The sequence below is a fragment of the Kitasatospora sp. NPDC048722 genome (assembly GCF_040650235.1).
In the GTDB taxonomy this organism is placed as follows: Bacteria; Actinomycetota; Actinomycetes; order Streptomycetales; family Streptomycetaceae; genus Kitasatospora.
On record NZ_JBEZGX010000007.1, the window covers coordinates 146,168 to 165,507 of the forward strand.

General features: G+C 72.3%; 21 protein-coding genes. 10 read left to right on the forward strand and 11 right to left on the reverse strand.

Going from position 1 to position 19,340, the window contains the following annotated elements; translation table 11 throughout:
* The first annotated feature begins 14 nt into the window (after positions 1-14).
* The 4 genes from AB0C76_RS08320 to AB0C76_RS08335 all read left to right on the forward strand — a co-directional run bounded on the left by AB0C76_RS08320 (position 15) and on the right by AB0C76_RS08335 (position 3,898).
* Positions 15-1,421: an FAD-binding oxidoreductase gene (locus AB0C76_RS08320; protein ID WP_359961548.1), complete on the forward strand. Its 1,407-nt coding sequence runs from the start codon at positions 15-17 to the stop codon at positions 1,419-1,421.
* Positions 1,418-2,308 carry an LLM class flavin-dependent oxidoreductase gene (locus AB0C76_RS08325; protein ID WP_359961551.1) on the forward strand — a complete coding sequence of 297 codons (891 nt, stop codon included), beginning with the start codon at positions 1,418-1,420 and terminating at the stop codon, positions 2,306-2,308. The genes AB0C76_RS08320 and AB0C76_RS08325 overlap by 4 nt, the downstream gene beginning before the upstream one ends.
* Positions 2,309-2,382: 74 nt before the next feature.
* A complete protein-coding gene (locus AB0C76_RS08330) occupies positions 2,383-3,240 on the forward strand; it encodes an aspartyl/asparaginyl beta-hydroxylase domain-containing protein (protein WP_359961554.1) in 858 nt (285 codons plus the stop codon).
* Between the two features lie 118 nt (positions 3,241-3,358).
* Positions 3,359-3,898 carry a hypothetical protein gene (locus AB0C76_RS08335; RefSeq protein WP_359961557.1) on the forward strand — a complete coding sequence of 180 codons (540 nt, stop codon included), beginning with the start codon at positions 3,359-3,361 and terminating at the stop codon, positions 3,896-3,898.
* Between the two features lie 361 nt (positions 3,899-4,259).
* On the opposite strand, the gene AB0C76_RS08340 is transcribed toward AB0C76_RS08335, so the two are convergent.
* Together AB0C76_RS08340 and AB0C76_RS08345 are read right to left on the reverse strand one after the other, a co-directional pair.
* On the reverse strand, positions 4,260-4,517 hold the full coding sequence (locus AB0C76_RS08340; protein ID WP_359961560.1) for a Prokaryotic metallothionein: 258 nt from the start codon (positions 4,515-4,517) through the stop codon (positions 4,260-4,262).
* A gap of 92 nt (positions 4,518-4,609) precedes the next feature.
* Positions 4,610-5,008: an ACT domain-containing protein gene (locus AB0C76_RS08345; protein ID WP_359961563.1), complete on the reverse strand. Its 399-nt coding sequence runs from the start codon at positions 5,006-5,008 to the stop codon at positions 4,610-4,612.
* 232 nt (positions 5,009-5,240) lie between these two features.
* Between AB0C76_RS08345 and AB0C76_RS08350 the strand changes: the two genes are divergently transcribed.
* Complete coding sequence (locus tag AB0C76_RS08350; protein ID WP_359961566.1) at positions 5,241-5,837, forward strand: PadR family transcriptional regulator; 597 nt, start codon at positions 5,241-5,243, stop codon at positions 5,835-5,837.
* Positions 5,838-5,906: 69 nt separating this feature from the next.
* Here the strand turns inward: AB0C76_RS08350 and AB0C76_RS08355 are convergent, their stop codons facing one another.
* A complete protein-coding gene (locus tag AB0C76_RS08355; protein ID WP_359961569.1) occupies positions 5,907-6,104 on the reverse strand; it encodes a hypothetical protein in 198 nt (65 codons plus the stop codon).
* A gap of 46 nt (positions 6,105-6,150) precedes the next feature.
* Positions 6,151-6,378: a hypothetical protein gene (locus tag AB0C76_RS08360; RefSeq protein WP_359961572.1), complete on the reverse strand. Its 228-nt coding sequence runs from the start codon at positions 6,376-6,378 to the stop codon at positions 6,151-6,153.
* A 423-nt stretch (positions 6,379-6,801) separates the two neighbouring features.
* Here AB0C76_RS08360 and AB0C76_RS08365 point away from each other — a divergent pair, with 423 nt between their 5' ends.
* The gene (locus AB0C76_RS08365) at positions 6,802-7,503 is read left to right on the forward strand and encodes a bifunctional DNA primase/polymerase (protein WP_359961575.1); all 702 of its coding nucleotides are present in this window, start codon (positions 6,802-6,804) and stop codon (positions 7,501-7,503) included.
* Positions 7,504-7,530: 27 nt separating this feature from the next.
* Here AB0C76_RS08365 and map read toward each other — a convergent pair whose 3' ends face one another.
* Entirely contained in the window at positions 7,531-8,376 is an 846-nt protein-coding gene (gene map, locus AB0C76_RS08370) for a type I methionyl aminopeptidase (RefSeq protein WP_359961577.1), read from the reverse strand.
* Between the two features lie 106 nt (positions 8,377-8,482).
* Here map and AB0C76_RS08375 point away from each other — a divergent pair, with 106 nt between their 5' ends.
* Complete coding sequence (locus AB0C76_RS08375; protein ID WP_359961580.1) at positions 8,483-8,704, forward strand: hypothetical protein; 222 nt, start codon at positions 8,483-8,485, stop codon at positions 8,702-8,704.
* Positions 8,705-8,711: 7 nt separating this feature from the next.
* Here AB0C76_RS08375 and AB0C76_RS08380 read toward each other — a convergent pair whose 3' ends face one another.
* A complete protein-coding gene (locus AB0C76_RS08380; RefSeq protein WP_359961583.1) occupies positions 8,712-10,046 on the reverse strand; it encodes an MFS transporter in 1,335 nt (444 codons plus the stop codon).
* Between the two features lie 66 nt (positions 10,047-10,112).
* A complete protein-coding gene (locus AB0C76_RS08385; protein ID WP_359961586.1) occupies positions 10,113-10,739 on the reverse strand; it encodes a hypothetical protein in 627 nt (208 codons plus the stop codon).
* A gap of 46 nt (positions 10,740-10,785) precedes the next feature.
* On the opposite strand from AB0C76_RS08385, the gene npdG reads away from it, so the two are divergent.
* The gene (gene npdG / locus AB0C76_RS08390) at positions 10,786-11,478 is read left to right on the forward strand and encodes an NADPH-dependent F420 reductase (protein WP_359961588.1); all 693 of its coding nucleotides are present in this window, start codon (positions 10,786-10,788) and stop codon (positions 11,476-11,478) included.
* 128 nt (positions 11,479-11,606) lie between these two features.
* Positions 11,607-11,795, forward strand: a complete 189-nt coding sequence (locus AB0C76_RS08395) for a hypothetical protein (protein WP_359961590.1) — start codon at positions 11,607-11,609, stop codon at positions 11,793-11,795.
* 7 nt (positions 11,796-11,802) lie between these two features.
* Here AB0C76_RS08395 and AB0C76_RS08400 read toward each other — a convergent pair whose 3' ends face one another.
* Positions 11,803-12,618 carry a site-2 protease family protein gene (locus AB0C76_RS08400; RefSeq protein ID WP_359961593.1) on the reverse strand — a complete coding sequence of 272 codons (816 nt, stop codon included), beginning with the start codon at positions 12,616-12,618 and terminating at the stop codon, positions 11,803-11,805.
* Positions 12,619-12,807: 189 nt separating this feature from the next.
* Here AB0C76_RS08400 and AB0C76_RS08405 point away from each other — a divergent pair, with 189 nt between their 5' ends.
* Positions 12,808-16,125, forward strand: coding sequence for a BTAD domain-containing putative transcriptional regulator (locus AB0C76_RS08405; RefSeq protein WP_359961596.1), 3,318 nt, complete (start codon positions 12,808-12,810; stop codon positions 16,123-16,125).
* Between the two features lie 78 nt (positions 16,126-16,203).
* Here the strand turns inward: AB0C76_RS08405 and AB0C76_RS08410 are convergent, their stop codons facing one another.
* The 3 genes from AB0C76_RS08410 to panB all read right to left on the reverse strand — a co-directional run bounded on the left by AB0C76_RS08410 (position 16,204) and on the right by panB (position 19,106).
* Positions 16,204-17,034 (reverse strand): ABC transporter permease, encoded by an 831-nt coding sequence (locus tag AB0C76_RS08410; protein WP_359961599.1) that lies wholly within the window; start codon positions 17,032-17,034, stop codon positions 16,204-16,206.
* On the reverse strand, positions 17,031-18,059 hold the full coding sequence (locus AB0C76_RS08415) for an ATP-binding cassette domain-containing protein (protein ID WP_359961601.1): 1,029 nt from the start codon (positions 18,057-18,059) through the stop codon (positions 17,031-17,033). Before AB0C76_RS08415 ends, AB0C76_RS08410 begins: the two co-directional genes overlap by 4 nt.
* Positions 18,060-18,236: 177 nt before the next feature.
* On the reverse strand, positions 18,237-19,106 hold the full coding sequence (gene panB, locus AB0C76_RS08420; protein WP_359961604.1) for a 3-methyl-2-oxobutanoate hydroxymethyltransferase: 870 nt from the start codon (positions 19,104-19,106) through the stop codon (positions 18,237-18,239).
* Positions 19,107-19,340: the final 234 nt, after the last annotated feature.

Below are 19,340 nucleotides of genomic sequence, written 5' to 3' on the forward strand. Positions count from 1 at the left end.
GGAGGACGAAGGCTTTGGACAGTCTCACGACCGGCGACTCGGAGAAGCTCGCCGACGCGCTGAGCGGCGATCTCATCACCGCCGCCGATCCGCGATACGACGAGGCCCGCAAGGTCTGGAACGGGGACATCGACCGGCGTCCCCTGCTGATCGCGCGGTGCGCGGACGTGGCGGACGTGACCGCGGTCGTCACCTTCGCCTCCGAGCGCGGACTGCCCATCGCGGTGCGCGGCGGTGGGCACAGCGTGGCCGGCCAAGGGGTCTGCGACGACGGCGTGGTCATCGACCTGTCCCGGATGCGTGCGGTCGAGATCGACCCGGAACGCCGACTGGCCCATGTGCAGGGCGGAGCCCTCTGGCAGGACGTCGACCGGGCCAGCCAGGCGCACGGGCTGGCTACAACCGGCGGCATCGTCAGCGAGACCGGCGTCGGCGGGCTCGCCCTGGGCGGCGGGATCGGCCACCTCATGCGCCGCTGCGGGCTCACCGTGGACAACCTGGTGGAGGCCGACCTGGTGACCGCGGACGGCAGCTGCCTCCGGGTGGACGCCACCACGGACCCGGAGCTGCTGTGGGGCCTGCGCGGCGGGGGCGGCAACTTCGGGACCGTGGTGCGGTTCGGCTTCCGGCTGCACGAGATCGGACCGACCGTCCTGGCCGGGATGGTCATCTATCCGCTGGACGTCGCAACGGAGTTCCTGACCGTGTACCGCGACCTGATCGCGGACGCTCCGGACGAGCTCGGGACGATCCTCAACCTCCGGCTGTGCCCGCCGTTGGAGACCGTCCCCGAACGGCTGCACGGTTCTCCGGTCGTGGCCCTCAACGTGTGCTGGTCCGGTGACCTCGAGGAGGGGCTGGCGTTCCTGCGTCCGTTGCGCGGGTTCGGGCGTCCGCTGCTCGACACGGTCGGTCCGATGCCGTACGTCGAACTGCAGCAGACGGTCGACACCACCTCCCCGCCCGGCAAGCACTACTACTGGCGGTCGGTGGACTTCGGGGAGCTCAGCGACCAGGTCATCGCGACCGTCGTCGAGCACGCGTCGCGGATCACCTCGCCGCTGGCGGCCGTGCCGATCTACCACCTCGGCGGGGCGGTCGGCCGGGTGCCGGCCACGGACACCGCCTTCGGTTCCCGGCACGCCGGTCACAACATCAACATGTTCGGCGCGTGGGAGCCCGGTCAGGACGACCGGGAGCGTCACGTCCAGTGGGTCCGGGACTTCAGCGACGCGATGGCGCCGTATGCGGTCGGGCAGTACGTCAACTTCCTCAACGACGAGGGGGGCGACGGCGTGCGCGCGGCCTACGGGGAGCGGTGGCGGCGCCTGGTCGCGCTCAAGCGGCGGGTCGACCCGCAGAACCTCTTCCGCTACAACTTCAACATCGATCCCGGCCGTCCGGGCGAGGGAGACGCATGAAATTCGGCATCATGATCGTCCCGGAGGACCGCTGGCAGACGGCGCGGCTGAAGTGGCGCCAGGCCGAGCAGATGGGATTCGATCACGCCTGGACCTACGACCACCTCAACTGGCGTGCGTTCCGCGCCAAGGAGTGGTTCACCATGGTTCCGACGCTGACCGCGGCGGCGGTGGAGACCGAGCGGATCGGAATCGGTGCGCTGGTCTCCTCGCCCAACCTGCGGCACCCGGTGAACCTGGCCAAGGACGTCACCACTGTCGACGACATCTCGGGCGGCCGTCTCATCCTCGGTCTCGGCGCCGGCGCGGCGGGCTTCGATTCCACCATGACCCGCCGGAACCCGTGGAGCCGGCGGGAGCGGACCGAGCGGTTCGCCGAGTACGTCGAGCTCACCGACCAGCTCCTGACCCAGCCGGTGACCACGTTCGACGGCCGCTACTACCTGGCGGACGAGGTGCACTCCCAGCCCCTGTGCCGGCAGGAGCCCCGCGTCCCGTTCGCGATCGCCGCGTCCGGGCCCCGTGGCATGCGCGTCGTGGCCCGGCACGCGTCGACCTGGGTCACCACGGGCGAACCCAACCTGTTCGCGAGCGCTCCGTACGTGGAGGCCCTCCCCGTCCTGCGCCAGCAGGTGGAGGCGCTGGAGAAGGCGTGCGTGGAGATCGGCCGTGACCCGTCCACGGTGTCCCGGCTGCTGGTCACCGGGCCCACCGTCGGTGGCGTCCTCGATTCGCCGGCCGCGTTCTTCGACGCGGCGGGCAAATTCGCCGAGGCCGGAATAACGGACCTCGTCGTGCAGTGGCCGCGGCCGGACGAGCCTTTCCAAGGCCGGGTGGACGTCTTGGAGAAGATCGCCGAGGATCTGGATCGCAACCGATCCATCTGACTCCACCCAGGAGAAGACGCCGTCCACCGTTCCGGGATAATGACGATTTCGACCGAGAAGGGCTGCTTGATCCTGTGCGAACCCATTATGTAGGGGACATCCGTCTCGACGAATCCCGCCTGGCGAAGGATCTTGAGCAGATCGATTCATTTCCGTGGTCCGAGGCGTACAGCGATTACGTTTTCGGCGGCGCGTGGAAGAGCTGCATGCTCTGGGCGCGGGGCGGGGTCGCCGGCGACGGCGTGGTCACGAACTACGACCACGACCAGCCCGCCGCCTTCTCCGAGCTGGCCGATCGGCTGCCCTATCTGCGGGAACTGATCGCGAACACGGCCGACCTGGATCGGCTGAACTTCGTACGCCTGGCGAAGGTGCGGAACAGCGTGATCATCCCGCATCGAGACCTGCTGGAGCTCGGCGACCTCGCCGACGAGACCCGCAACGCCCACCGGATGCACATCCCCCTTGTCACCAACGAGGACTGCTTCTTCAACGAAGGCGACACCGTTTTCCGAATGCGTAAAGGCGAGGTGTGGTTCCTCGACGCCTCGGAGATCCACTCGGTGGCGGTGCTCTCCTCGCAGGAGCGGGTGCACCTGATGTTCGACTTCGTGAACGTGCCGTCCGCGAAGCCGTTGACCACGGTTGAGGGTGCGAGCTCGGACGTCGGCGTTCCGGCCGACCGGACAGTGACACGACCGCCGCTCACCGACGCCGACCGCGCCGACCTGATGCGGCTCGCGGACGTGCTGACGCTGGAGACGGTCAACGAAATCTTCAGCATTGTCATCAAAAAGCATTTCCGGTACGACGGGGGTGTGGATTTCGTCTGGAACACCATGCTCGATATTGCGCGCGCCGCCGAGGATCCGGCCGTCCTCTCGCACATCGAGGAACTCCGCCGCCACTACACTCTGGAACGGGTGGCCTGATAATCCGCAGCTGTTCGGAGTGAGCCTCTGGAACAACCGGCTGTAATGCTAGGAGATTCCCCTGAAATCCGGTGGAGCAGTCGACCGACGAGTCGGGGGATAGAGGAAGAGGTTGAATATGCCGCTGAAGATCGAACGCAGGTTTCTGGTCTCCACCAATTGGCCAGCTGCTGCGGCACGGCAGACGCTCGAACTCATGCAAGGGCATGTCCCTGCTGAAGGTACGGACGGAGAGATGCGTGTCCGTGCTTCTGGCGACAGCTATTTTCTTGCTCTCAAAACCGGGCAGGGTCCCGTCCGAGAAGAAGTGGAGATCGGCATAACCAAGGGCGTCTTCCAGGCTCTGTGGAAGATGACTGGCGGACGGCGAGTGCAGAGGAAGAGGTCATCCATCGCCTATGGTGGAGGCATCATCGAGGTGGACGAGTTCGAGGGAGTCCACGCCGGGCTCACGCTGGCCGAAGTGACATTTCCCAGCGAGGCCGACGCGCGGGTCTTCGTTGCACCGCCGTGGTTCGGCCAAGAGGTCACCGACGACGTGCGCTTCAAGAGCGCCTGCCTTGCCGAACACGGGATGGACCTCATTCGGTCGTATTCCGTGAGCCATCGGTCCGTTGGCTTCGGCGCCGCAGGAGAGAAACGGTTCATGTCCCTGTAGTGGCGTACTGAAGCCCCGGGCGAGCTGGCCGAGGTCGGCGGCGGCGAGGTTGCCGATAGTGCGCTTGACCAGCGACTGGAGCGATCTCGCGGTGACAGCTGGAGTGCAGGAACCCCGTAGCGCGCAACCAGCCCGCACCTGCCCGGGGCGATCGACAACCGATTGGGACTGACCGAACCGTCTGGGACCGGCCGTCACGCTACACCTGGCGGCAGGGAAAAGCCCCAGGTCAGCGTGATCGTACTGACCGGTGAACTGAACCCGGCGTACAGGCCGACTCTTCCGCCCTCCACGCAGCCGAAGGCCCTCCGGATCGCGCGAGAAGCGCGGGCCGGAGGGCCTTCCGCGTGTCGTGGGCCGACTAGGCCGGGTGGGCGCCGACGGCGTCGCGGATCTGCTCGCCGAGGCCGCCGTTGACGCGGGCGCAGTTGGCGCAGCAGAAGAACATGCCGGCCACCTCGACGCCGTGGCCGACGATGCGCACGCTGCACTGTTCGCAGCGGGGCGCGAGCTTCTCCATCGCGCACTCGAAGCTGTCGAAGGTGTAGGTGTCGCCGGTGACCGTCTTGATCTCGAAGGCGAGCCAGTAGTCGTTGCCGCAGGTGACGCAGATGGCCATGGCGGCCGTCTCCTTCCGGTGGGGCCGGCCCTGGCGGGGCGGCTGCCTCCAGTGTCGAAGGGACGGACGGCCGCGGCCACTCGGCGGCACCGTCAGGCGGAGCGGTCGGACAGCTCCGTCAGGGCCAGGACGGCGCGCTCGGCGTCGTCGGCGCCGACGAACAGGTGGTCGTGGTGGAAGCCGGCCACGACGTTGCAGCTGATCCCCTCCTCGGCGAGCCGGCCGGCCACCGCCGCCGTCAGTCCGACGGCCTCCAGCGCCGAGTGGATCTGCAGGGTGATCCAGGCGGCCACGTACTCGTACCGCAGCCCGAGGGCGTCCGCCTCCTCCTGCGGGAGCACCACCGTCACCCCTTCGGGTTCGGCGACGGTCACCACCGGCCGCATTCCGGCGGGCACCTTCGCGGGCAGCGTGCAGTAGACGTACCGCCCCGGGTTGAGCAGCGGGCGCATGCCGCGCAGCAGCGTCGAAAGATCGCGTTCTCCGGCCATGCCCGTCACCGTAGCGGCTGGACGGGGGCCGACCGCTGCGCTCGGCGGCCGTGTCGGGTGTCGGTATCCGTTGACGAGCGACAGTCACCGATATATCGTCGAGCTATCGAGACAGTTACTCGACTGTCTCGCCGAACCACAGGAGGTGGGCGCCGTGCGCTCAGGAATGCGATTTCGTGGAGAGGGCCCCCGCGGCGACAGGCGTCGCGGCCCGGGCCCGGAGTTCGAGGGGATGCCGGGGGAGGGCTACGAGCGCCGCGCGGCGTTCGGCGGCTTCGGTCCGCCGTTCGGCGGCGGTGGCCCCGGCCGCCCGATGGGCGGTCCGTTCGGGCACGGCTTCGGCGGGCGCGGCGGCCGGCGCGGCGGTCCGCACGGGCGGCGCGGGGGCCGGGCGCGGCGCGGGGACGTCCGTGCCTCGCTGCTGGCTCTGCTCAGGGAACGGCCGATGCACGGCTACGAGATGATCGCCGAGATCACCGAGCGGACCGGCGGGGCCTGGCGGCCGAGCCCGGGTTCGATCTATCCGAACCTCCAGCTGATGGAGGAGGAGGGCCTGATCGTCGCGGAGGAGATCGGCGGCAAGCGGCTGGTCTCGCTCACCGATGCGGGCCGGGCCGAGGCCGAGGCGGGGCCGGCGGAGCCGTGGGCGGAGGCCGGCCGGGAGGTCGACTGGGAGGCCGTCCAGGAGGTCGGCCAGGCGCTTGCCTCGGTCGACCAGGCGATCCGTCAGGTCATGGCCACCGGCTCGGAGGCGCAGCGCACCAAGGGCCTGGCAGTGCTGACCGAGGCCCGCAAGAAGCTGTACCTGATCCTCGCCGAGGACGACTGACCGGGGATGACTGGCCGTCACCGGTGGGAAGCGGACGGTGCCGCTGTTCGGGACGGGCTCGGAGGGGGCTCAGCCGCGGATCGTGAACAGGGCCACGCAGGAGAGCAGCAGTACCGCCCACCCGAACCAGAGCCAGCCGTCGGGCCCGATGACGACGGTGTAGAGGCTGATCACGACCAGCAGCGCCGCGGTGACGCCGGCCACCTGCCGGTTGTGGTGCGCGATCGCCTCGGTCCTGCTCCTGGGGTGCCGCACGGTTCTCGCCATGGCCGTCCTCCCGGGGAGGCTGCGGAGGGGGCGCGGCCCGCGGGCGTCAGCCGGACGCGCGCTCGGTGGCCGCCTCGTCGTACTCGTAGCGCCAGAACCAGCGGGTGCCGTGCACCTGCTTGGACCGGACGTACACCAGTGTGCGCGCGGGGGTGTCGCCGTGCGCGGGGACCGGCACCTTGTAGGTCTTGGGCACGCCGAGCATCATCCCCACCTCGATGGGGAGGACCTGGCCGTCCAGGGGGCCGCCGACGAATTCGGTCTCCGCTTTCACCCCACCAGGGTCTCACCTCCGGGTGGGTGACGTTACGGCGGACCACCCGAGGGGGCGTTGTGGCCGCTGCGTGCCGGGAGTGTGACCGGCGAGGCACCGCCCCCGGTCATCCGAAGGCCCCGCGCACCCTTATCCTTCCTGTTACGCCCTCGGGGTCCACCCGGGTCAGCGGGCCCCGTGCGGGCCGGGCGAGGCGCGGATCGGCGTGCTCTCCCGGCCTTCGAGCCGCAGCCCGAGCGCTGCCGCGACTCCGTACCGTGACCCGGGCGTCGGCCGTCCGGTGACCCCGGCTCCGGCCGGCAGGGCGTGGACGGCAAGGCCGAGCACCGACCCGGGAAGCAGCGGGGGGCGCCGTGCGTTGCGTCGGAGAGGTACGTCGAACGCTGTGTCGCACCAGGCACGGCAGCGCGCGGAAGGGGCCCGATGGAAGCCGGCAGCAGGTGGACGACCTGGTGGCAGAAGCGTGACCGTGAGCGGGCCCGCCCGGGCGACGCGGACACTCCCGCCGCCCGACTGGATCAGCTGCTCGGCGCCGTCCGCGCCGGTTTCCCGCTCGCACCCGCGGCCCATCCGGCCGGTTACCGGTGTTCGTGCGACCGGGTCGCCTGTCCGGCGCCCGCCCAGCACCCGGTGTCCTTCGCCTGGCAGACCCAGGCCACCACGGACCCGGAGCAGCTGGCCCGCTGGCTCTCCCGCGACCCGCACGCCAACTTCGTGACCGCCACCGGCCGCGCGCACGACGTCCTCGACGTCCCGGCGGAGGCCGGGCGGCTCGCTCTGGAGCGGCTGACGGCGCTCGGCGTCGAGGGCCCGGTGGCCGCCGTCGGCGAGGACCGCTACCTGTTCTTCACCGCCACCCGCGGCACCCCGCAGGACGAGGACGAGTGGTGGCCGAGCGCGCTCGACTCCACGCCGGACACCATGTCCGAGCACCCCGGCCTGCGCTGGCACTGCCGCGGCTCGTACACGCTGCTGCCGCCGGCCGCCCTGCCGGACGGCTCCCAGGTGCGGTGGCTGCGCGGGCCCGAGCTGTCCCTGCCGGACCCTTTGCGCGTCCTCGACGTGCTGACGGACGCCTGCACCGAGGTGGGCGCCGTGGCCGAGGAACAGTGGCTCATCGGCTGACGACGCCCACCGGGGCGGGATGGTGGGTCACGGCAGGGTCAGGACCTCCGCGCCGTCCGCCGTGACCACCAGGGTGTGCTCGAACTGGGCGGTGCGCTTGCGGTCCTTGGTGACGACGGTCCAGCCGTCCGGCCAGATCTCGTAGTCGTAGGTGCCGAGGGTGAGCATCGGCTCGATGGTGAAGGTCATCCCGGGCTTGATCACCTCGGTGGCCCGCTCGCTGTCGTAGTGCGGGATGATCAGGCCGGAGTGGAACGACGTGTTGATGCCGTGGCCGGTGAAGTCCCGCACGACGCCGTAGTCGAAGCGCTTGGCGTAGGACTCGATGACCCGGCCGATCACGTTGATCTGACGGCCCGGCTTGACCGCCTTGATCGCCCGGTCGAGCGACTCCCTGGTCCGCTCGACCAGCAGCCGGGACTCCTCGTCCACGTCGCCGACCAGGTAGGTGGCGTTGAGGTCGCCGTGCACGCCGTGGATGTAGGCGGTGGCGTCGATGTTGACGATGTCGCCGTCCTGGAGCACGGTCGAGTCCGGGATGCCGTGGCAGATCACCTCGTTGATCGAGGTGCAGACGGACTTGGGGAAGCCCCGGTAGCCGAGGTCGGAGGGGTAGGCGCCGTGGTCGCACATGTACTCGTGGGCGACGGCGTCCAACGCGTCGGTGGTGACGCCGGGCGCGATCAGCTCGGCCGCCTCGGCCATCGCCCGGGCGGCGATCCGGCCCGCGATCCGCATCTTCTCGATCGTCTCGGCGGTCTGCACCTCGGGCCCGGTGTACGGCGTCGGCGCGGGCTTGCCGACGTACTCGGGGCGCGCGATGTGCGCCGGGACCTTGCGGGTGGGGGACTGGGTGCCGGGTACGAGAGCCATGCGGCGAGTCTATCGGCCGGGTCCCGGGCGGCCGGGAGGTGTGCGGAGCGGCCCCGGCCGGGGAATGATCGGTGGCGGACCGTCCACCGTCGTACAGGAGACCGCCATGCCCCTGGGATTCCACCGCAAGCCGACCGGCAAGCCCGGCGAGTGGTTCTACTGCATCAAGCACGACAAGGTCGAGGAGGGTCCCGAGTGCCCGGCCAAGGACCGCCTCGGCCCGTACGCCACCCGCGACGAGGCGGCCCACGCCCTCCAGCTGGTCGAGGAGCGCAACCGCGAGTGGCGCAACGCGTCGGACGACAAGCCGCAGGACGGGGCGGAGTAACGGCGCGTCACGGGGCTGCGGCCGCCGCCCGTTCGCGCTCCGCCCGTTCGCGCCCGGCCCGGACGGCGGCGGTGTGCGGGTCCGTGCGGTCGTCGTACCGCAGCAGGCCGGGGAGCGCCGCGCCGACGGCGACGACGGCGAGGACGCAGGCCAGACCGCCGGTCCAGACGGCGGCGCGGACGCCGACCAGGCCGGCCATGGTGCCGGCCCGGACCTGCCCGAGCTGCGGGCCGACCGAGTAGCTGAGCAGCTCCACGCCCGCCATCCGGCCGCGGACCTCGTCCGGGATGGACTGGTTCCACATGGTCGAGCGGGCGACGCCGCTGATCTCGTCGGCGCCGCCGGCCAGCGCCAGGCCGAGCAGGACCACCCAGACGTTGCCGGTCAGGCCCGCGAGCGCCATCGCCGCGCCCCAGCCGACGGCCGCGACGACCAGCAGGCGGCCGTGCCGGTGCACCCGGGAGGTCCACCCGCTGGTCGCGCCGACCAGCAGGGCGCCCGCGGCGGAGGCCGCGTACATCGGGCCGAGTGCCCAGTCCGCGCCCAGCTCCGAGGCCAGGAACGGGAAGACGGCGACGGGGAAGGCGAACAGCATCGCGCAGATGTCGATCGCGTACGTGCCGAGCAGGTCCTTGCGGCTCCACGCGTACCGGAGTCCGGTGAACACGGCCTGCAGGGTGGGGCGTTCGGCGTCGCTCGCGGGCGGTACGGCGCGGATCCGGGCGAGCAGCAACAGCGACACGGCGAACGTGAGGACGTCGAGCGCGTACGCCGTCCGCACCCCGGCGAAGGCGACGATGACGCCGGCCAGCGCCGGGCCCGCCACCGAAGCGACGTTGCGGTACAGGGAGTTGAGGGCGAACGCGGCGGCGAGCTGGTCGTGCCGGACGATCCGCGGGACGAGCGAGTCCAGCGCCGGGCGCTGGAGGCCGTCGGCCGCGGCGACCAGCGCGGAGACCGCGTAGACCGGCCAGAGCAGCGGGTGCGGCAGCAGCGCGTTGAGCAGGAGCAGCCCGGCCAGCAGGCCGAGTCCGGCCTCCGAGAGCAGCACCAGCCGGCGGCGGTCGAGGGCGTCGGCGAGCGCGCCGCCCCAGAGCCCGAAGACGATCAGCGGGACGAGCTCGAAGGCGCCGACCAGGCCGACCGCGAAGGACGAGCCGGTGACGTCCTTGATCTGCATCGGTACGGCGACGTAGGTGAGGAAGCTGCCGAAGCTCGTCACGCAGCCGGACGTCCAGAGCAACCGGAAGTCGCGGGAGGAGCGCCAGGGCGAGAGGTCGGGACGCAGCGAGCGCAGCAGGGCGCGCGGCCGGCCGCCACGGGGTGGCTCGTCGTCGTTCACGAACGACCATCCTCGGACGGCGGCTCCGGGGGTCGCAACGGATTTTTCCGGCCGCCGGGGCGGGGCCTACCAGCGGCTGATCGCCGGGGGCGCGGTGAGCCGGGCAGCCAGGTCGGCGAGTCGGCCGAGGACCGGGCGGCGGGCCGGGGGCTGCCCGGCGGCGGCGCTCACCAGGTGCTGGGCGAGGTCGAAGGGCTCCTCCGCGCCGGTGCCGACGGCCAGCCGCTCGTGCGCGAGCCCGCGCAGGTCGGCGAGCCCGTCGAGCCCGCCCGGGTCGGCGGACGCGGCGCCGCCGTCCAGCGCGAGCACCGTCGCGCCGCCCCGGCGGGCGTCCTGGACACGCTCCAGCAGCGGCGCGCCGACGGCCCGCGGGGCGACCACCAGGACGGTGGCGCCGCGCCGGGCCCCGCTGAGCCGCCCGAGGCCGTGCGCCAGGTGCGCCGGGGCGCCGGCCGTCGGGCCGTACCGCACCAGGGTGGGCGCCAGCCGGGGGACGTCCGACCAGGCGGCCTCGTCGTCCAGGTGGGCGGCCAGGTGCCAGGGCTCGTACGCCTCGGTGCCGACCAGCAGCAGCTCGCCCGCCCCGCGCCGGGACACCGAGCGGCGGAGCGCTCCGGCGAAGCCGCCGACCGCCTCCAGCCAGCCGGTGCCCGTCAGCCGCTCCCGGAGTGCCGAAACTCTCACCGCGTCCATGGGCCTCAGAATGTCCGCCCGGCCGGGGATTTGGCAGGATCGGCCCATGACTTCCCTCGATTCAGCGACAAACCCGGCCCGTGAGCTGCCGGACGTCTCGCGGCTGGTGGTCGGCGTCCTCGGCGGCACCGGCGACCAGGGGCGCGGGCTGGCCCTGCGACTGGCCAAGGCCGGCCAGCAGGTGATCATCGGCTCGCGCGACGCCGCCCGGGCCGAGGCCTCGGCCGCCGGGCTGGGCCTCGGCGTGCGCGGCGCCGACAACGCCACCGTCGCCCGGGAGAGCGACATCGTGATCATCGCCGTCCCGTGGGACGGGCACGCCGCGACCCTCACCGCTCTGCGCGAGGAGCTGGCCGGCAAGATCGTCGTCGACTGCGTGAACCCGCTCGGCTTCGACAAGCAGGGCGCCTACGCGCTCGTGCCGGAGGAGGGCAGCGCCGCGCAGCAGGCCGCCGCGCTCCTGCCGGACTCGCGGGTCACCGCCGCGTTCCACCACCTGTCGGCGGTGCTGCTCCAGGACGAGTCGGTGGAGCGGATCGACACCGACGTCATGGTCCTCGGCGACGAGCGGGCCGCCACCGACGTCGTGCAGGCGCTCGCCGAGCGGATCCCCGGCATGCGGGGCATCTTCGCCGGCCGACTGCGCAACGCCCACCAGGTCGAGTCGCTGGTGGCCAACCTGATCTCGGTCAACCGCCGCTACAAGGCGCACGCGGGCCTGCGGATCACGGACGTCTGAGCGCGTCCCGCCGTGTCGGCCTCACCCCTGGACCCGGTCCGGAGGTGAGGTCGGCGACAATGGGGGCCGGCCGCCGGACAGATCCCTTCCGGCCGGCCAGCCCGTCCGCGCCCGAGGAGCCGCCCGCCATGCCCCGCACGTCCGTCTTCGCCCTGATCGTCGTCGTCCTCGCGCTGACCGCCGCCGTGGTCTCGCTGACCCAGGGCTTCTGGCTGGGCCTGATCTGGATCCCGCTGGCGGGCGTCGCGAGCAACGTCCTGTGGATGAACCGGCGCCGGGCGAAGCTGGCCTCCGCCCAGGCCGCCGACCAGGGCTAGGGCAGGGCTAGTTCTTCCAGAAGCTGAACAGGTAGCGGCCGAGCGTCGCGTAGTCGGCGTCCACGCCGAACAGGCTCATCATGCCGTGGACGGCCTCGAAGAAGTACGTGTTGACCTGCGGCTGCCACAGCAGCGCGAACACGGCCAGCATCCCGTACGGGGCGAACGGCTCGACGGCGCGGCGCGCGTTGTACGACAGCCAGGGCTCGACGATCCCGTAGCCGTCCAGGCCCGGCACCGGCAGCAGGTTCAGCAGCGCCGCGCTGAGCTGGAGCAGGCCGAGGAAGCCGAGCGCGCCGGCGAACGGCGAGACGTTCAGCTCGTAGCCGTTCCAGACCGCGTGCACCGTCGGGTCGTCCAGCCAGCCGGCGCCGATCGGGATCAGCAGCAGCGCCGCGCACAGCAGGTTCACCAGCGGCCCCGCCGCCGAGATCAGGCTGTGCTTGAGCCGCCCCTGGATCCGGTGCCGCTCGATCCACACCGAGCCGCCGGGCAGGCCGATGCCGCCGAGGATCACGAACACGATCGGCAGCACGAAGCTGAGCAGCACGTTGGTGTACTTGAGCGGGTTGAGCGTCAGGTAGCCCTTCGCGCCGACGCTGATGTCGCCGCCGTGCAGCGCGGTGCGCGCGTGCGCGTACTCGTGCAGGCAGAGCGAGACCATCCAGCCCGCGACGACGAACAGGAACACCCCGAAGGAGGCGTTGCCGTAGCCGGCGTACACCGCCCAGCCGGAGGTGCCCAGTATGGCCAGGAGCACCCAGAACACCGGGCTGATCCGGCGGTCGTCGCTGCGCGAGCGCTGCGTTGCGGCGAAGGTCATGGTCTGGTGCTCCGGGGGTCGGGGGGTGGAACGGGGCGGGCGGACGGCGCACCGATCATGCCGGGCGCGCCGGTGACCGGACAAGCCGTCCAGGGTGAACGTCCGGCGCCCTCGTCCGGGTTCCGGGGGCTCGGCGGGTGCCCGGACAATTGTGCGTCCCCGTGACCGGACATCGACCAGAATGGTCCAGTGCATTACGGCATCCTCGGAACCACCACGGCCCACCACGACGACGGCACGCCGGTCCCGCTCGGCGGCGCCCGGCTGCGCGCGCTGCTCACCGCGCTGGTCCTGCGCGAGGGCCGCCCGGTGCCGGCCGACCTCCTGGTGGACGAGGTGTGGGACGCCGAACCGCCGCAGGACGCCTCCGCCGCCCTGCAGACCCTGGTCGGCCGGCTGCGCCGCACCGTCGGCCGGGACGAGATCGGCTCCGGTCCCGCCGGGTACTGGCTGACCGGCCCCGCCACCGACCTCGCCGAGTTCCGCCGGCTCTCCGCCGAGGGCCGCCGCGCGCTGGACGCCGGCGACCACGCGCTCGCCGCCGAGCGGCTGCGGGCCGCCCTCGCGCTGTGGCGCGGCCCCGCACTGGCCGACCTGCCGGACAGGGGCCCGGCCGCCCGGCTGGAGGCCCAGCGCGACGAGGCCCGCCGGCACCGCATCACCGCCGAGCTCGGGCTCGGCCGGGCCGCCGACCTGGTCGCCGAGCTCACCGAGCACTGCGAGCGGCGCCCGCTGGACGAGCCCTGGCAGTACCTGCTGCTCCGCGCGCTGCACGAAAGCGGCCGGACGGCCGAGGCGCTGCGCCACTACGATCGGACCAGGCGCGCCCTCGCGGACGAGCTCGGTGTCGACCCCGGGCGTCAACTCCAGGACCTCCACGCCGAGTTGCTGGTTCCAGAGGAGGCCGCGCCGCCGCCCAGAGCGCCCGCGCGCGCCGCCGTCGCCGGGAACCTGCGCGGCCGGCTCACCAGCTTCGTCGGCCGCGAGAGCGATCTCGCCGCCCTGCGCGAGGCGCTGACGACCGGTCGGCTGACCACCCTGACCGGCCCCGGCGGCTCCGGCAAGACCAGCCTCGCGGTCGAGGCCGGCCGCGCCGAACTCGCCGCCGGCCGCTGGCCGGAGGGCGTCTGGGTGGCCGAACTCGCCCCGCTGGAGAGCCCGGAGGCCGTTCCCGCCGCCGTGGTCTCCGCGCTCGGCCTGCGCGAGACCGTGCTGCACACGGGAAGCATCGTCGCCGAGGTGATCGACAAGCGCGCCGAGGACCCGCTGCGCCGGCTGGTCGAGCACTGCGCCCACCGCCGGATGCTGCTCGTCCTCGACAACTGCGAGCACCTGATCCAGGCCGCCGCCGACCTCGCCGCCACCCTGCTCGTCGAGTGCCCCGGCCTGACCGTGCTCGCCACCAGCCGCGAACCGCTCGGTGTGCCCGGCGAGACCGTCGTGCCGGTCGAGCCGCTGCCCGCGCCGGTGGCGCTGCGCCTGCTCGGCGAGCGGGCCGCCGCCGCCCGCCCCGGCTACGACCCGGGCAGCGAGCCGGAGGCCTGCGCCGAGATCTGCCGCCGCCTGGACGGCCTGCCGCTCGCCATCGAACTCGCCGCCGCCCGGCTGCGGGTGATGACGGCCCGCCAGATAGCCGACCGCCTGGACGGCCGGTTCGCCCTGCTCACCGCCGGCAGCCGCACCCTGCTGCCGCGCCAGCAGACCCTGCGCGCGGTGGTCGACTGGAGCTGGGACCTCCTCGGCAAACGCGAACGGGCCGTCCTGCGGCGGCTGTCGGTGTTCGCCGGCGGCTGGCGCCTGGAGGACGCCGAGGCGGTCTGCGCCGACGGCGTCGAGGTGACCCGCACCGAGGTCGCCGACCTGCTGCTCTCCCTCGTGGACAAGTCCCTGCTGGTGGCCGACCTCGGCGACGGGGACCTGCCGCGCTACCGGATGCTGGAGACCATCCACGAGTACGCGGAGGAGCGCCTCGCCGAGGCCGTCGAGAACGCCGAGACGGAGGGGCGCCACCTCGCCCACTTCCGTGAACTGGTCGCCACCGCCGACCTGAGCATCCACGGCCCGCAGCAACTGCACTGGCTGGCGGTGCTGGAGCGCGAGCAGGACAACATCCGGGCGGCGCTGCGCCGCGCGGTCGACCGGCGGGACGAGGAGCAGGCCCTCACCCTCGCCCTCGGCATGAGCTGGTACTGGTCGCTGCGCGGCTACAGCCTGGAGGCCCGCGGCTGGTACAACGCGATCACCGGGCTCGGCCCCGACCCTTTCGACCCGGCCGCACCGGCCCCCGTGCCGCTGGAGCACAACGTGCTCGCGTACGGCGTGCCGATGCCCGAGGGCGTCGTCGAGGAGGCCCGGCGGCTGCTCGCGATGTACCGGCTGATCGGGCTGTTCGAGGGGAACCTGGAGGTGCTCGGGGACCAGGAGGCGATCGCGGTCTCGCAGCAGCTGCTGGAGGTGTACGGCCCGGACCTGCCGCAGTCCTACCGCTTCCCGGCCCTGATGCGGGTGTTCGGGGCCTTCCTGGCCGGCCGGCTGGAGCTGATGAAGGACCTGATGGACGACGCCGTGCGCGGCTGCGAGGTGCACGGCGGGCTGACCGACCTCGCGTTCGTCCTGCAGATCCGGGCCAAGGTGATGAACGACTGGCCGGGCGGGGCCGAGCAGGGCATCCGGGACGGTGAGCGGTCCCTGGAGCTGTGCCGGGAGGCCGGGGACCTCTGGGGGATCTCCCAGGCGCTGGCCGCCCGCGGCGAGGCGCTGGCCAACACGGGGCGCGCGGAGGAGGCCGCCGCCGCGTACGAGCAGGCGATCGAGCTCGCCGAGGAACTCGGCGCGCCGCAGGAGGTGCCGATCCTGCGGGTCAACCTCGGGGCCGCCGTGCTGGAGCTGGACATGGACCGCGGCGAGCGGATCATCCAGGAGACGCTCGTCGGGCTCGACCGATCGAGCCCGTACCACGCCGTCACCGGCGCCTTCCTGTTCGGGCACCTGACGCTCTGCGGGATCCACGCCCAGCGCGGGGAGTACGACCTGGCCCTGTCCGAACTGGACCAGCTGGACACGCCCCGGGTGGGCGGCTTCAGCCCGGGCGTGGTGTCCGGCCTGCTGACCACCGCCCGCGGGTGGATCACCGCCCGCGCCGGAAGCCCGGAGCAGGGGCTCGGCCTGATGCGCGAGGGCCGGCGGCTGCTCACCGCGATGGAGGGCGCGAACGGCTTCGCCGAGCAGATGACGGTCATGGTGGTTCCGGCCGTGGTCGGCGTGCTGCGGGCCTTCGCCGAGCGGGACGCCGACCTCACGGCGGCCCGCCGGGCCGCCGTGCTGCTCGCCGCCCACAACGGCATGAACGGCCCGAAGGGCGGCTACCTGGACCGCGCGGAGCGCGAGCGGTCGGGGGCCGCCCTGCGGGCCATCCTGGGCGACGAGGCGTTTGAGGCGGCCTGTGCCGAGGGCCACGGCATGACCCCGGGGCAGACGCGGGAGGTCCTGGACGAGCTGATCGGCTAGGCGGGGACGGCGAACCCGCCTCCACCGGAGGCGGGTTCGTGGTCGGTCGCACCCCCGCGGCGGACCGGCCGCCGGCCGTCACACCCGCTTGCGGAACCGCGCCACCGCGAGCGGGGCGAAGATCGCGGTCGAGGCGGCGGACCAGATCAGCACCACCGTCACCGGGTGGGCCACCGCCCCCTCGCCGTTGAGCAGCGCGCGGGAGGCGTCGGCCAGCGCGGACAGCGGGTTGACCTTGGTGAAGGCCTGCAGCCAGCCCGGCATGGTGCTGGTCGGCGCGAAGATCGAGCTGCCGAACTGCATCGGCATCAGGACCAGCATGGAGACGCCCTGGACGGCCTGGGCGCTGCGCAGCGACATGCCCAGCAGCATCGAGATCCAGACGATCGACATGCCGAACACCAGCGACAGGCCGATCGCGGCCAGCAGCTCCGGCAGGCCGGTCTTCAGTTCGAAGCCGAGGATGAAGGCGAAGGTCAGCAGGATCGCGGAGGAGAGCAGGGCCCGCAGCGTCTCGGCCACGATCTTGGAGAGCAGGACGGAGGACCGGCCGATCGGCAGGGTGCGGAAGCGGTCCATCACCCCGGTCTGGAAGTCGGTGTTCAGCCCGGTGCCGACGGCCAGCGCCAGCGTCATGCCGGTCTGCCCGAGCAGCCCGGGGATCATGAACTGCTTGTACTTGTCCTGGTCCCCCGCGAACACGGCGCCGCCGAAGACGTAGACGAACAGCACGGTGAAGACGATCGGCATCAGCACGGCGTCGAACATCGACTCCGGGTCGGCCTTGATCCGCATCAGGTTGCGGCGGGTCAGCGCGCCGATGTGGCGAAGGGTGCCGGCCAGGCCGATCCGGGTGTCGTCGGCGCCTGAGTCCTCGACCCGGGCGGGGGCGAGCGTGGCGGTGGTCATGCGACGGGCTCCTTGACGAGGTCGGCGGCGGCCGTGGTGGCCGCGTCGGCGGTGGGCTTGCCGGTGATGGCGAGGAAGACCTCGTCCAGGCTGGGCACCTTGGTGTCGATGCCGGCGATCGCGAAGCCGCGTCCGCCGAGCACCCCGATGACGGTGGTGAGCTGCTGCTCCTCGACGAGCGGCACCGCGAGCAGGCCGTCGTCGGGGGAGAAGGTGGCGGAGGAGATGCCGTTCTCGTGCAGGCAGCGGGCCATCTCCGGCAGTTCGGCCGGGTGGGCCGGGCGGACCTGGAGGATCTGGCCGCCGACCTTGGCCTTGAGCTCGGCGACGCCGCCGTTGGCGATCACCCGGCCGCGGTCGATGACGGTCAGCTCGTTGGCGAGCTGCTCCGCCTCCTCCATGTACTGGGTGGTCAGCAGCACGGTGCTGCCCTCGGCGACCATCCGCTGCACCTCGTCCCAGACCTCGTTGCGGGTGCGCGGGTCCAGGCCGGTGGTGGGCTCGTCCAGGTAGAGCACCCGAGGGCGGCCGATCATGCTGGCGGCCAGGTCGAGGCGCCGGCGCATGCCGCCGGAGTAGGTCTTGGCGATCCGCTTGGCGGCCTCGGTGAGCGAGAAGCGCTCCAGCAGTTCGGTGGCGCGGGCCTTGGCCTCGCGGCTGGAGAGGTCGAGCAGCCGGCCGATCAGGTAGAGGTTCTCGTAGCCGGAGAGCAGCTCGTCCACGGAGGCGTACTGGCCGGTCAGGCCGATGGTGCGGCGCAGCTGCTTGGGCTGGCGCAGGACGTCGTAGCCGCCGACGAACGCGGTGCCCCCGTCCGGCTTGATCAGCGTGGAGAGGACCCGCACCAGGGTGGTCTTGCCGGCGCCGTTGGGGCCGAGCAGGGCGAGGACGGTGCCTTCGCGCACGGTGAGGTCGACCCCGTCGAGGGCCTTGGTGTCACCGAAGTGCTTGACGATGCCGCGGACCTCGACGGCGTTGCCCGCGGCGCTCCCCCGGTCGTTCGGGGCGGTGGCGATTCGTGTCATGCCCCGAGGGTGTCCCGCCCGGCTGTCAGCCGGCTGTCATCGCGGGGGAGGGCCGGGCGCGGCGCTGTCACCCCGCTGTCACGGGCGGCCGGGCGTGACAGCGCCGCCGGTGCGGGCTCCCCGGAAACGGCTGCGGCCCCGCTCCCGGAGCGGGGAGCGGGGCCGACCGGCGGCGCGTCAGTGGAAGCTGTGCTCGGCCGCGGGGAAGGTGCCGGCGCGGACGTCCTCGGCGTACGCGCGGGCGGCGTCGCCGAGGACGGCCCGCAGGTTGGCGTACTGCTTGACGAACTTGGGCACCCGGCCGGCCGTCATGCCGGCCATGTCGGTCCACACCAGCACCTGGGCGTCGGTGTCGGGCCCGCCGCCGATGCCGACGGTCGGGATCGCGAGCTGCTCGGTGACCTGCTTGGCCAGCTCGGCGGGCACCGCCTCCAGCACGACCGAGAAGGCGCCGGCCTGCTGGACGGCCTTGGCGTCGCGCAGCAGCTGGTGCGCCGCCTCGTCGCCGCGGCCCTGGACCGGGTAGCCGCCGAGGGCGTGCACGGACTGCGGGGTGAGGCCGATGTGCGCCATCACCGGGACGCCGGCCTCGGTCAGGAGCTCGATCGAACGGGCGCTGCGCTCGCCGCCCTCCAGCTTGACCGCGCCGACGCCGGCCTCCTTCATCAGGCGGGCGGCGTTGTGCATGGCCTGGGCGGGGGACTCCTGGTAGGAGCCGAACGGCAGGTCGGCGACGACCATCGCGCGCCGGGTGCCGCGGACGACGGCGGCGGAGAGCATGACCATCTGATCCATGGTCACCGGCACGGTGGTCTCGTAGCCGAGGTGGCAGTTGCCGGCCGAGTCGCCGACCAGGAGGACGGGGATGCCGGCCTCGTCGAACACGCCCGCGGTGAGGGCGTCGTAGGCGGTGAGCATGGACCACTTCTCGCCGCGCTGCTTGGCGGCGGCGAGGTCGCGGACGGTGACGCGTCGGTTGGTGACCCCGCCGTAGAGGGTGGCGGGCGACGCCTGGTTCTGAGCAGGCGAAGGCGAAGAAGCGTTCATCGAACAGGCTCCTGAAGGGTTGTCGTCTCGTGGCGCCGTACGGCGTCCCCGGATCCCCTCCATGCTTGCACGCCCGGGCGGCTGCGCAAAGACGGGTGCACCGAGCCCGGTGCGATCTGCGGCACACCGGAGGTCTTTGCCTCCATTTTGCGATACGGCGTCGTCTCGTATCGAAAATGCGGTTACGCTGTTCGGGGGGTTACGAGACGTATGCGGCTCGGAATTACCCGCCAG